The 12,596-nt window shown below is 37.9% G+C and carries 11 protein-coding genes; 8 read left to right on the top strand and 3 right to left on the bottom strand.

The features are described from left to right. Window positions 1-361: 361 nt before the first annotated feature. A complete protein-coding gene (locus BN3349_RS10220) occupies window positions 362-1,711 on the bottom strand; it encodes an MFS transporter (protein ID WP_040977264.1) in 1,350 nt (449 codons plus the stop codon). A gap of 255 nt (window positions 1,712-1,966) precedes the next feature. Between BN3349_RS10220 and BN3349_RS10215 the strand changes: the two genes are divergently transcribed. The 4 genes from BN3349_RS10215 to BN3349_RS10200 are packed head-to-tail and all read left to right on the top strand — an operon-like array spanning window position 1,967 to window position 7,158. Then, window positions 1,967-3,160 carry an ABC transporter substrate-binding protein gene (locus BN3349_RS10215; protein WP_040977262.1) on the top strand — a complete coding sequence of 398 codons (1,194 nt, stop codon included), beginning with the start codon at window positions 1,967-1,969 and terminating at the stop codon, window positions 3,158-3,160. 2 nt (window positions 3,161-3,162) lie between these two features. Next, window positions 3,163-5,064, top strand: a complete 1,902-nt coding sequence (locus BN3349_RS10210; RefSeq protein ID WP_040977261.1) for a sensor histidine kinase — start codon at window positions 3,163-3,165, stop codon at window positions 5,062-5,064. Further along, window positions 5,058-6,302, top strand: coding sequence for a sigma-54-dependent transcriptional regulator (locus BN3349_RS10205; protein WP_040977259.1), 1,245 nt, complete (start codon window positions 5,058-5,060; stop codon window positions 6,300-6,302). The genes BN3349_RS10210 and BN3349_RS10205 overlap by 7 nt, the downstream gene beginning before the upstream one ends. A 25-nt stretch (window positions 6,303-6,327) precedes the next feature. Next, complete coding sequence (locus tag BN3349_RS10200; protein WP_040977257.1) at window positions 6,328-7,158, top strand: DUF5718 family protein; 831 nt, start codon at window positions 6,328-6,330, stop codon at window positions 7,156-7,158. Window positions 7,159-7,223: 65 nt separating this feature from the next. On the opposite strand, the gene birA is transcribed toward BN3349_RS10200, so the two are convergent. Further along, the gene (gene birA, locus BN3349_RS10195; protein WP_040977256.1) at window positions 7,224-8,162 is read right to left on the bottom strand and encodes a bifunctional biotin--[acetyl-CoA-carboxylase] ligase/biotin operon repressor BirA; all 939 of its coding nucleotides are present in this window, start codon (window positions 8,160-8,162) and stop codon (window positions 7,224-7,226) included. A 163-nt stretch (window positions 8,163-8,325) separates the two neighbouring features. Between birA and guaB the strand changes: the two genes are divergently transcribed. From guaB to BN3349_RS12265, 4 genes are all read left to right on the top strand, one after another. Beyond that, complete coding sequence (guaB, locus tag BN3349_RS10190) at window positions 8,326-9,789, top strand: IMP dehydrogenase (RefSeq protein ID WP_040977255.1); 1,464 nt, start codon at window positions 8,326-8,328, stop codon at window positions 9,787-9,789. A gap of 100 nt (window positions 9,790-9,889) precedes the next feature. Further along, window positions 9,890-10,207 carry a hypothetical protein gene (locus BN3349_RS10185; protein WP_040977253.1) on the top strand — a complete coding sequence of 106 codons (318 nt, stop codon included), beginning with the start codon at window positions 9,890-9,892 and terminating at the stop codon, window positions 10,205-10,207. Window positions 10,208-10,229: 22 nt separating this feature from the next. After that, a complete protein-coding gene (gene guaA, locus BN3349_RS10180) occupies window positions 10,230-11,801 on the top strand; it encodes a glutamine-hydrolyzing GMP synthase (RefSeq protein WP_040977251.1) in 1,572 nt (523 codons plus the stop codon). A gap of 168 nt (window positions 11,802-11,969) precedes the next feature. Continuing rightward, window positions 11,970-12,140 (top strand): Arm DNA-binding domain-containing protein, encoded by a 171-nt coding sequence (locus BN3349_RS12265; RefSeq protein ID WP_245853810.1) that lies wholly within the window; start codon window positions 11,970-11,972, stop codon window positions 12,138-12,140. A gap of 168 nt (window positions 12,141-12,308) precedes the next feature. Here BN3349_RS12265 and BN3349_RS10170 read toward each other — a convergent pair whose 3' ends face one another. Then, a complete protein-coding gene (locus BN3349_RS10170; RefSeq protein WP_245853808.1) occupies window positions 12,309-12,446 on the bottom strand; it encodes a phage holin family protein in 138 nt (45 codons plus the stop codon). Window positions 12,447-12,596 lie beyond the last annotated feature (150 nt).

The following is a 12,596-nucleotide window of genomic DNA, read 5'->3' as shown; positions in this document are numbered from 1 at the left end:
AAGTTCAATCGCTCAATAAATCACTTAGCTTTAATTTTTGTTTGTGGACGCAATCAATGCCTCCCGACAAACACAAAATGAATTTTAAGTTAAGCACTTATCAAGACTTCAAAATTAAAATAATTTCAACAAAGTCAATCAACAAGTGCCCACACAGATTGTCTGATAGATTGTTAAAGAACAAAAAACAACGACGCGAGTTATTTTTCAGTTTGTTTACAACGTCGCGTCGTTGTGTGGGGCGTATTATAGGGATTTTAAAAATCTACGCAAGTACTTTTTGCAAAAAAATATAAAACTTTTATCAAACGGCGAGAGTTTCGTCAAACTGCGTAAAAAGCATAAAAGTGCGGTTGTTTTTTTAAGCGTTTCTATGCTGTTTTGCTTTTTCTAATCTCAATACACCCAAATGGGTCATATAACAGCAGAAAATACATCCCATTACTGCAAAAAGTAATAAATAGAAGCCTGCATCCCAGCCGAAGCGTTCCGCTAAAATTCCAAATAACGCTGTACCAGAAAAACTTCCTAAAATATAACTTAGCAATCCACGCAATCCTGTTGCAGACCCTGCTGCAAATGAAGGTACTAATTCAATAGTCTGCAAGGAGGATAAAAACATTGGCACATAAATCAAGCAGCCAATAATGCCAGCTCCGATAATCACCGTGGTTAAATCGGTACCGCCCCAGTAGGCAAACATCGCCAATCCAACGCCAACTAATGTAATTATGGCTAGTGGCATACGTTTTCCTTTAAAATAAGTATCAGTTACCCAGCCTGCAAGTAATGTTGAAGGAATAGCTGCCCACTCAAAAATTGCGAAAGCAGCGGACATCTGCCCTTTAGTAAATCCTTTTGTTTCCAGCAAATAAAGCGGCAACCAAGTCAATACACCAAAACGGATCATATAAGTGAACACATCAATAAAGGAAACAAACCAAACATTGACGTCTTTTACAATATATTGAGTGAAAATTTGCCAAGTCGTTAGATCGACATTTTCTTCTTTGGTAACCACTAATTCGTTTTCTTCACTATCAAGAATTTTTCCAACTGGCGGCAAGCCTTCATTGTAGGTTCTTCCTGTACCAAAAATATAAAAAATTATGGCTACAACTGCAGCAATTGCGGTAGGTACGATAAAATGTGCGGCTTGCCAATGTTCTTGCCCTAACCAGGCAATACTTGCTCCTGCAATCGGTGCCACTAAACCACCGCCCACATTATGAGAAATATTAAAGGCCGCGGTTATCACCCCGCGAGATTTGCGAGGGAACCAGCTAGCTAAAACAACATAGGCTGGCCCAGCCCCCATTCCTTGAAAGATTCCATTTAAAATGCATAGGAGCAAGAAAATCCAAAATGATGCGGTAAATCCCATCATTAAGTTGACCACAGCGGACATAGCTAGACCAAAAATCATAAAATGTTTCGGGTTAGATTTATCAGCTAATGCAGACATAACCCCTTTACTAATACCATAGACAATCAGCATTGTGCCTGAAATGAAGCCGATATCTTTTTTAGTAAAACCAAAATCACTAATTAATTCTGGCGATGATAGTAAGAAATTGTTGCGCAAAATATAATATGCGGAATAACCAATAAAAATACCAAATAATGCATGCCATCTTAAACGATTATAGCGAATCACAATTTCTGCTTCCGGCACTGGTGTGCCTGATTTAGATTGTAGGAATGAAAACATAAAAAACTCCTGTTGTAATAAACTGTGAAAATATAGTAATCTAGCTTCCCATTAGTTCAAAATATTTAAAAATGAGTTAAAACTGACACAGTTTTATTTTTCGCTGTGTCATTTCTAACCCAAATTGAATAATTTGTAGAAACTTATCGAATTCAACTTGATTAAATAAGAGATAAATTTGACAGATGCATATATAACGCAGAAAAAATATTTTTTAGAATTGTGATCTTAGTCACAAAAAATTCGGTTACTAAAATGAAGAAATTTCTTTGCCTACTCTTTTTATTTTATTCTTTATCAGCACAAGCTATAGAATTAGTTATTGGAACAACATTTTCTTTTGAAGCTACAGAATTTTTAGTTAAACAATGGCAAACATATTCAGGTGTAAAAAATGTTCGATTAATTAATAGAACAACTCACTCCTTAGAACAACTATTTAATCAACCACACTTAGAAAATGTAGATGTCATTTTGAGCTCTTCCCCAGTTTTATTTCATAATTTATCTAAAAAACAGTTACTTTTACCCTTACCTGAAAAATATATTCAAGTCAACAATCAAACAGTTCCCAACCAACTTCAGCAATATATTGTTCCTATAGCATATTCTGGTTATGGTATTTTATCTAACCGCCGTTTATTACGGAAATTTAATTTGTCAGAACCTAAATCTTGGTATGACTTATTAAATCCTAAATATGGAAATAATATCGCAATAAGTTCCCCTTCACGGTCTGGAACTAATTTAATTATTTTAGAGATGCTATTACAACAAAAAGGCTGGCAACAAGGTTGGCGAGATATAATGCAACTATCTGCTTACATATCCTCTATATCTTCTCGTAGCTTCAATGTTACTGATCAAGTCCAAACAGGTTTATCCATAAGTGGAATTACAATAGATAGTTACGCATTAAACTTAAAAGAAGATACTAATTTAGTATTTCATTACTTTCCACAATCTATTATATCTGCAACATTTTTAGCTATACATAAAAATACTAAAAATAAACATAATGCACTTTCTTTTATTGATTTTCTACTTAGTGATAAAGGGCAAAATATTATTTCCTCACCAAATTTTGCTAAATATCCTATTAATAATAAAAACTTACCATTCTCTAAGTCACACTTAAACTATGATTTAATGTTTAGCCGACAATTAGTAAATGAGCGATTATTTGATATTGCCATTACATTCCGACTTAATCAACTAAAAGAAATTTGGAAAACTACAGAAAGAATAGAAAAAAAGGAAAATAAAAATCTAGATCGTATACGTTCCTTACTAACTGAAATTCCTGTCACCATAACACAAATTGAAGATAAGACGTTCTTAGAAAGATTTAATCAAGATAAAACCTATAGATTACAGCAAGAGAACAGCTGGGAACAATTCTTTCAAGAACGAACTGAATATATTCTTTCTCTATTAGAGGAACGTTAATAATGTTTTCTCATAGTATTATAAAAACGCTAAAAACAGTATTCTCATTAGGATTATTTGTTATAATTTTAATTGCAATATTGAATTTAATTGCTTGGCAACAACAAAGAGAGCAAGTCAACTATATTATAAATGACTATTTCCCAAGCATGAACCAGGCATTAAAATTAGAAAATGATATAAATGTATTAATTAATGATATAAATAACTTTTCTCAATTAAAAAATTATATTATTCGCCAACAAAATTTCAAAAAAATTAACTTAAAAATAGAAAATATTGAAAATAGCTTACTCCCTTATCTAAAGGATGAAGTCTATTTCTCTCTAAACAATAACTTATTGAACCTAAGAGAGCTAATAGAAAATATCAATAATTATCTTATTGAAGAAAATCTTATTGAACAAAAAAGACAGGAATTAATAACTAAAACGCAATGGCTAAATGATGACTTCAACAATGAAATGTTTCTATTAATTAAAGATAATCATTGGCAGCAAACTAACTTAAGTAACTTAAAAGAAGATGAAACACATCAATTATTGAAAAAATTACATTTAGACTTGCAAGAAGTCTATCTACTTTCCAAATATAAAGAGCAAATAAAGAATGAAATCAATTTAACTTTAAATGAAATTAATACACATAACATTTTGAACCAGTACAATAGTTTGATTAATCAAGTTAATATTATCTCTCCTTATTATTATACTAAAGACCATCGTTCAAATAATATTCTACTGCAAATTACAGAGTCTTTTATCTCTATGGCAACTGAAAATAATACACTTCACCAGTTAATTAAGAGATCTATTTCCAATTCAGAATATTATAAAAAAATACAAACACAAAAAGATAATCTATCTAAGAATACACAAGATCGACTTAGTCAAATTTTAAATAATACGAAGAATAGATTTAATCAGTTAAACACGGAGTTATACAATAAAATAGAGATAAGTGGAGTTATTATCTTGATTCTACTAATCTCTTCTCTACTTGCACTATTTTCGTTTAATTATTTTTACCTCTATAAAAACTTAGCGAATCGTTTTAGAATTATTATTAATACCATCGAAGATCTTAATATGGGTAAATTAGATATAAAGTTAAACAAAATAGGAAATGATGAAATAGGAAAAATTGCCCACTTATTGCAAACCTATGTCAAGTTAAATTATGAAAAAATATTAATTGAGAAGGATCTTAACCAAACACAAGAAGAACTTATTCAAACTGCTAAGCTAGCCGTGGTAGGCCAAACCATGACTACTTTAGCGCATGAAATTAATCAGCCTTTGAACGCTATTTCTATTTATATATTTAGTTTAAAAAAATTACTAAGCTCAGTTGGTATTAGTCAGGCTAAGCAATATATATCTAAAATAGAGAGTTTAACAGAAAGAATTAACCAACTAATTCAAAACTTGCGTCATTTTACAAAAAAAAGTGAATATATTGAATTTGAAAGAAATGTTAATTTACATAATGTAATTAATGATAGCTGGAATTTACTTTATTTAAAACATGAAAAACTTAAAGCAGAGATCTCTATTTCCGGAAATGCTATGATTAGCACAAATAGAATTTTACTAGAACAAATTTTCATTAATTTAATGAGCAATTCTTTTGAGGCGTGCTCCAACATCAGACCAATTATCTATATTGAAATTAAAGAAGAAAAAGACTATTTCTATATTTATTTCCATGATAATGGAATTGGCTGGAAAACCTCAGAAAAGTTACTGCAGCCATTCTATACAACTAAACTTGTTGGCTTAGGGCTTGGGCTTACAATCTGCCAACGAATTATGCGGCAATTTAAAGGCAATTTATTTATTGCTTCCACATTAACTCAAAATGCTATGATTGTCCTGCAATATCCAAAAGGAAATTTATGCTAGATAAAAATATTTTATTAATTGATGATGATAATGATGTATTACAAGCCTATCAAGATTTATTAGAAATGGAAGGCTATCACACAAACATTCTTAGTGATCCCAGCTTAATCTTAGATATTATTCCCACAAATTGGGAAGGTATTATAATTAGCGATATTTATATGCCAAATATCTCTGGTTGGAATATTTTGAAACAAATTCAAGAAAAAGACAAATATCTTCCTGTTATTTTAATTACGGGCCATGGCGATATCCCTATGGCAATTGAAGCAATGAAACAAGGGGCATTTTATTTTATTGAAAAGCCATTGAAGCCAGAAAATCTATTAAATCAGATCAATTTAGCCTTAACACAACGTAAACAATATTTATCAACTCAAAAGCAGCTACAGCATCAGTTAGAAATCGAATTTATTGGTAATAGTCGCTGGATAAAATCTTTGCGACAGCAATTACAACAATATACTCAAATTAATCTTCCTATTTTCATTTATGGAGAAAATGGCACAGGTAGAATGTCTATTGCTGAATACTTATACAAAAATCATTCTCCAAAGCTAGAAAATAAAAAGCGGATTGAACTTATTACAACAACTAATGAGCAGGAATTACAAAATTATATTATGAATGATAGTGCATTTATTATTATAAAAAACATTGAATATCTCACTAAATCTGCTCAACAGCTACTATTACAATATATTCATAAAAAAGATAATTATCGTCTTGTTGTCTTAAGTCAATATTCTCTACAACAGCTTGTTAAGGATTTTAATTTATTACCTGAACTATATTATATTTTTTCTTCCTCGGAGCTAGAATGCCCGCCATTATCTTATCGAACTGGTGATATAGAGCCATTATTTCGGCATTTTGTTGAGAAAACTTGTAAAAGATTAAATAAGAAAAAACCTTTAATTAGTGAAAATTTCATTAAGCAACTATTATCCCAACAGTGGATTGGTAACATAAATCAGTTAATTCATACTGCAGAACTTTATGCAGTTGGGGTTAATATTAAAAATGATAGTCTCTATTTTAATTTAGATAAACAAGGTGAATGTTCTCTTGATAATCTTGTTGAGGAATATGAAAGAAATATCATTATGGAAACCTTAGATCGTTTTCAAGGTAAAATTAATGAAACAGCACATTATTTACAAATTCCACGTAAAAAATTATATTTGCGTATGAAAAAATATGGTATAGATAAAACAGAATATAAATTTATCGACTAATGCTTTCTTAATAATGAGGTGAACTATGCAACTGAATAATTTTATTGGTTTAGGCGTGGCGGGCAACTTTGCCGGCCATTTAGAACAAGCTGGCGAAGCGGCTGATTTTCTACAGGTGAAAACTGAAGAAATTCACCAACCCAAAGCCATTTTTCCATTTTATGTACCAGCAGAAAAGCTTGGCGACTATCAATTTCTTTCCGTATTTCCACTTTCCAATGACAAAATTGTCTTCCCTAAAGATGCTGATAATTTACAAATCGAGCCGGAAATCGCTTTAATCTGTGATATTGAATATTCTGAGCAAAAAGTGACCGCACTTTCGCCGCGTTATTTCGCTGCTTATAACGACTGTTCTATTCGTCGTCCGAATGCCCATAAAATCTGTGAAAAGAAAAATTGGGGTAAAAACACTAAAGGGATTGCACAAACATTGATCCCGCTGTCCGACTTTACCCGCGGCTGCGCAATCGACCGTTATCGGATCGCCTGTTTTCATCGGCGCGACGGTGTGCTGAATGCTTACGGAATCGACAGCCCGGCGTTAGGTTACAGCTATTTTCATCAAAAATTGCTCGACTGGATTATTGATAAAATGAATAATCAGCCGGAGCAAGGCCCAATGAACCACATTGCGCCGCTGTTGGCGCAAGCCAAATATCCGCGTCAAGCAATTATCAGTATCGGCGCCACACGTTATACCGCATTCGGTGAACATACCTTCCTGCAACCCGGCGATACCAGCATCGTCGTTGTTTATAACGGTGAAACATACGATCACGCGACTATTGCGGAAATGGCGCACAAAGAAGGTTTTGCGACGGACATTTCCGCACTGGTGCAAAAAGTGGTTTAATCTCAGCCTGTTTATGTATCACCGTAAGTGCGGTCAAAATTATTGCATTTTTTACCGCACTTTTACTACGCCTTACGCAGTGACACTTCACCGGCATTAAAACGCAGCATGTTTTCACCGTTGTTAATGGATAACAGCAAATAGCCTTCATCATCAATGCCTTGCTCGATACCTGTGATCACTTGCTGGGCCGTGATAATATTCACCTGTTCGTCCAAAAAATGATCCAATTCCAGCCAGCGCTGACGAAAAAAGGCAATCCCCTGCTGTTGAAAAAGCGCTAAATAGGTATACAGAGTATTAACCAGCCGAATAATCAACTCGTTGCGATCTACCTGTGGCAGCACCTCGGTCAATTCCGCCCAAGGCTGATCAATCCGATTGTCCTGCGCGGGAATGGATAAATTCATTCCAATACCCACAATGAAATGTATCAAGCCGTTTTTATTGTTGGCAATTTCGACCAAAATTCCGGCAAGTTTTCGCCCCTGCAACAGCACGTCATTCGGCCATTTTAATTCCACTCCTTCCGCGCCTAGCTCCTTCAGTGTATCAACAATGGCAATCCCGATCACAAGGCTTAACCCGTTGAGTGACACCTCCGGCGCCAGCGTCCAATAAAAGCTCAGGATCACCTGCCCGGCAAAAGGTGAACGCCACTGTCGCCCACGTCGCCCGCGCCCTGCCGATTGATATTCTGCCAGACATAAATCGCCTTTTTGTAAGTCACTCAACCGATCTAATAAAAATTGATTGGTAGAATTAATTATCGGTCGAATCATCACACGATAAGGCGACAACTCCCGTATCAGACGATTGCCGTCCAGCAGCGCCATTTGCGGCTGCAAACGAACGCTTTGTTCGTCAGTCAGCAAAGTTAGTCCTTGTGCCCGCAAAGCGTCAATTTCGGCACATAGCATTTTTTTCTTTTTGCCTAAAAGTGCGGTCAGTTTTTGATAAGAATATGTCTTGCCATCCGCCAGTAACATTAATAATGCGTCCATAATCTTCTCCGCTAAAATCATTTCGCTTTTTCTAGCACAATTTTTTTAAAAGATAAAATATTTATAAAAATTCATTCCCAAACGATTGCGGAGTCTGTATAATCCCAGCGCAATATTTTTTACATCCGTTGAATTTCAACCTTTCTAAAGAGAGAATATTGCCATGTTACGAGTAATAAAAGAAGCCTTAACCTTTGATGATGTTCTGCTGGTTCCCGCACATTCCACCGTGCTGCCAAACACCGCCAATTTATCCACCCAACTCACTCAAACCATTCGCTTAAACATTCCGATGTTATCCGCCGCAATGGATACCGTGACCGAAACCAAGCTGGCGATTTCGTTGGCGCAGGAAGGGGGCATCGGATTTATTCACAAAAATATGAGTATCGAACGTCAGGCCGACCGCGTACGTAAAGTTAAAAAATTTGAAAGCGGTATCGTCTCCGAACCGGTGACCGTCTCACCGGATTTAACCTTAGGCGAACTCGGCGCATTAGTCAAGAAAAACGGCTTCGCCGGCTATCCGGTCGTGGATGCGCACGGCAATCTGGTCGGAATTATTACCGGTCGCGATACCCGTTTTGTGAAAGATTCCACGAAAACTGTCGCCGATTTGATGACGCCGAAAGCACGTTTGGTGACGGTAAAAGAAGGCGCCAGCCGGGAAGAAATTTTCCATTTAATGCATTCTCACCGCGTTGAAAAAGTATTGGTGATTGATGACAGCTTCAAACTCAAAGGCATGATCACCTTAAAAGACTATCAAAAAGCGGAAAGCAAACCAAACGCGTGTAAAGATGAATTCGGTCGTTTGCGTGTGGGCGCAGCGGTCGGCGCTGGTGCCGGCAATGAAGAACGCATTGACGCCTTAGTCAAAGCGGGTGTGGATGTGTTGCTTATCGACTCATCGCACGGTCATTCCGAAGGCGTATTGCAACGCGTGCGCGAAACCCGCGCTAAATACCCCGATTTACCGATTATCGCCGGTAATGTGGCAACCGCAGAAGGCGCTATCGCCCTTGCCGACGCCGGTGCAAGCGCGGTGAAAATCGGTATCGGTCCGGGTTCCATTTGCACCACTCGTATTGTTACCGGCGTGGGCGTGCCGCAAATCACCGCGATTTCCGATGCGGCGGAAGCCTTAAAAGAGCGTGGCATTCCGGTTATCGCTGACGGCGGCATCCGCTATTCCGGCGATATTGCTAAAGCGCTGGCAGCCGGCGCCTCCTGTGTGATGGTCGGTTCCATGTTCGCCGGAACGGAAGAAGCGCCGGGCGAAATTGAGCTTTATCAAGGTCGTGCGTTTAAATCATACCGCGGTATGGGTTCCTTAGGCGCAATGTCAAAAGGTTCTTCAGACCGTTATTTCCAATCGGATAACGCGGCGGACAAATTGGTACCGGAAGGCATTGAAGGACGCATTCCTTACAAAGGTTTTCTGAAAGAAATCATTCATCAGCAAATGGGCGGTCTGCGTTCCTGTATGGGGCTGACCGGCTGTGCGACCATCGATGAGCTACGCACCAAAGCACAATTCGTGCGTATCAGCGGTGCGGGCATCAAAGAAAGCCATGTGCATGATGTCACTATTACCAAAGAAGCGCCTAACTACCGCATGGGCTAAGCGTTAAACAACGTCGCAGGGTGGGACTTGTCCCACCTTTTTGAGTTTAAAGTGCGGTTGATTTTTTTAAATTTTATAACATAACTTACCAGGGAAAATGATGAAAAAATTAACTATTCTGACTATTGCATTACTATTATCTGCTTGTGCAAATGACTGGTCATCAAGCGGCGTGCCAGATATGTATGAAGGACAATCACAAGAAAGCGTGCTTAAGTCTTTACAGAAAAATAATTGGGTAATCAAAAAGCAACAAACCGATGAAAAAGGTAACTTATATTTAATTGCCCAAGGAAAACCAACAAAACAATTGGCTGATCTTTTTGGCTCTGATTGTCGTCAAGGTGCATTTGCAATTTATAAAAAAGAAGGATTGCAAGTTCTTGAAACATCCGCTTGTAACGAATCAAAAAAATAACTTAATCACTAAGAGAATTTAAATGAACAATATTCACCAACATAAAATCCTGATTTTAGACTTCGGCTCGCAATATACGCAATTAATCGCCCGTCGTGTGCGCGAAATCGGCGTGTATTGCGAACTTTGGGCGTGGGATGTGACGGAAGAACAAATCCGTGAATTTAATCCGACGGGGATCATTCTTTCCGGCGGTCCGGAAAGCACCACAGAAGAAAACAGCCCGCGCGCGCCGGAATATGTCTTCAGCGCTGGTGTGCCGGTGTTAGGTATCTGCTACGGCATGCAAACCATGGCGATGCAGCTGGGCGGTCTGACGGAAAATTCCAATCATCGTGAATTTGGCTATGCATCAGTGGATTTAAAAGCCACCGACAGCTTATTTGCAAAATTAAATGATGATTTGACCGCATCAGCGCCAAAATTAGACGTATGGATGAGCCATGGCGATAAAGTCACTCAATTACCACCGCACTTTAATGTCACCGGCACCACGCCGACCTGCCCGATTGCCGCCATGTCCGATGAAAATCGTCATTTTTACGGTGTGCAGTTTCATCCGGAAGTCACCCATACCAAAAGCGGTTTGGAATTATTAACCAATTTTGTCGTTAACATCTGTGGCTGTGAAACAAAATGGACGGCGGAAAACATTATTGAAGACGCGGTTGCACGTATTAAAGCACAAGTAGGCGATGACGAAGTGATCTTAGGTCTGTCCGGCGGCGTGGACTCTTCCGTTACGGCGCTGTTGTTGCATCGTGCCATCGGCAAAAACCTGCACTGTGTGTTTGTGGATAACGGCTTACTGCGCCTAAATGAAGCGGATCAAGTGATGCAAATGTTCGGCAATAAATTCGGGTTAAACATCATCCGCGTCAATGCCGAAGAACGTTTCCTTGAGGCGTTAAAAGGTCTCACCGATCCAGAAGCAAAACGCAAAATGATCGGAAAAGTCTTTGTGGACGTTTTTGATGAAGAATCCCACAAACAAACTCACGTCAAATGGCTGGCGCAAGGCACTATTTACCCTGACGTGATCGAATCTGCCGCCAGCAAAACCGGCAAAGCTCATGTGATCAAATCTCACCATAACGTCGGTGGTTTGCCGGATTATATGAAACTCGGTCTAGTCGAACCGCTACGCGAATTGTTTAAAGACGAAGTGCGCAAAATCGGTCTAGCACTCGGCTTACCGGCAGAAATGCTTAATCGCCACCCGTTCCCAGGTCCGGGATTGGGCGTGCGCGTGCTGGGTGAAATCAAAAAAGAATACTGCGATTTACTGCGTCAAGCCGATGCGATCTTTATCGAAGAGCTATACAATTCCGGTTGGTATTATAAAGTTAGCCAGGCATTTACCGTCTTCCTGCCGGTAAAATCCGTCGGCGTAATGGGCGACGGGCGCAAATACGACTGGGTTGTCTCACTGCGTGCCGTCGAAACGATTGATTTTATGACCGCACATTGGGCGCATCTACCATACGACCTGCTGGGTAAAATTTCCAACCGCATCATCAATGAAGTCAACGGCATCTCCCGCGTGGTCTATGACGTTTCAGGAAAACCCCCCGCAACAATTGAATGGGAATAAAAAATCCGCTTTTCAGTTGATTCCAATTCATTTCAAAAATAGTCTTAAGCCCTGTTGTTACAGGGCTTTCCTATTTCACATCATTTCATGGTATTTTGTAGTAATTTATTTTTCTTTCGGTAAAATTGACAGTATAGCCTTGTGTTTATCGGTAAAAGTGACGTAAAAATGCTAACAGATACAAAAATCAAATCTCTTAAACCAAAAGACAAACTTTATAAAGTAGCAGATCGTGACGGGTTGTATGTAACTGTATTCGCAGCCGGCACCATAACCTTTCCCTATAACTACCGTATTAACGGCAGACAAGGAACGCTAACTATTGGCAAATATGAGTAGCTTGTAAAAAAGTGAGCGAAAGTATTTCACCAGCGAATAAAAAACACAATAAAAAAGACTTGATCCGCAATACTGATTGTTTTTCTGCTTTTTCGGTGAACTGAATGTTTTCACCGCGACATCAACTGCCGTTTCAACAATTTTATTCGTCATTTTTATCACCTAAGCTCATGTCGTTAACTTCAATTTTTTGCGAATAAGCGAGAATAAGAGTTTCCGTATTTCTTCCGCCCCAATAAAACCAAACATACCTCCGACAAAGGTTGATAGATTTTCAGTAAAACCTAAGTGCGTCAATAACGACATGCACGACAGAGTTGGCGCGCCGCAGATCACCCCACTCCGCTTATTCCGAAGCAATAAAAAAGTTCACCCGTTAAGATGAGCTATTAATTTTTTCTATTTCACATAATAAACTATGTGATCAAGTTCACATTTTAAAGTTTATTCTGACAT

Source organism: Necropsobacter massiliensis, assembly GCF_000827595.2.
Taxonomy (GTDB): Bacteria; Pseudomonadota; Gammaproteobacteria; order Enterobacterales; family Pasteurellaceae; genus Necropsobacter; species Necropsobacter massiliensis.
The sequence above is the reverse complement of the archived record's forward strand: the minus strand, read 5'-3'. Positions and strand labels throughout refer to the sequence as shown.

Excerpts from the sequence above, each read along its gene's own strand:
- BN3349_RS10220 (WP_040977264.1), bottom strand. The coding sequence starts at position 1,711 with ATGTTTTCATTCCTACAATCTAAATCAGGCACACCAGTGCCGGAAGCA.
- BN3349_RS10215 (WP_040977262.1), top strand. The coding sequence starts at position 1,967 with ATGAAGAAATTTCTTTGCCTACTCTTTTTATTTTATTCTTTATCAGCA.
- BN3349_RS10210 (WP_040977261.1), top strand. The coding sequence starts at position 3,163 with ATGTTTTCTCATAGTATTATAAAAACGCTAAAAACAGTATTCTCATTA.
- BN3349_RS10205 (WP_040977259.1), top strand. The coding sequence starts at position 5,058 with ATGCTAGATAAAAATATTTTATTAATTGATGATGATAATGATGTATTA.
- BN3349_RS10200 (WP_040977257.1), top strand. The coding sequence starts at position 6,328 with ATGCAACTGAATAATTTTATTGGTTTAGGCGTGGCGGGCAACTTTGCC.
- birA (WP_040977256.1), bottom strand. The coding sequence starts at position 8,162 with ATGGACGCATTATTAATGTTACTGGCGGATGGCAAGACATATTCTTAT.
- guaB (WP_040977255.1), top strand. The coding sequence starts at position 8,326 with ATGTTACGAGTAATAAAAGAAGCCTTAACCTTTGATGATGTTCTGCTG.
- BN3349_RS10185 (WP_040977253.1), top strand. The coding sequence starts at position 9,890 with ATGAAAAAATTAACTATTCTGACTATTGCATTACTATTATCTGCTTGT.
- guaA (WP_040977251.1), top strand. The coding sequence starts at position 10,230 with ATGAACAATATTCACCAACATAAAATCCTGATTTTAGACTTCGGCTCG.
- BN3349_RS12265 (WP_245853810.1), top strand. The coding sequence starts at position 11,970 with ATGCTAACAGATACAAAAATCAAATCTCTTAAACCAAAAGACAAACTT.
- BN3349_RS10170 (WP_245853808.1), bottom strand. The coding sequence starts at position 12,446 with ATGTCGTTATTGACGCACTTAGGTTTTACTGAAAATCTATCAACCTTT.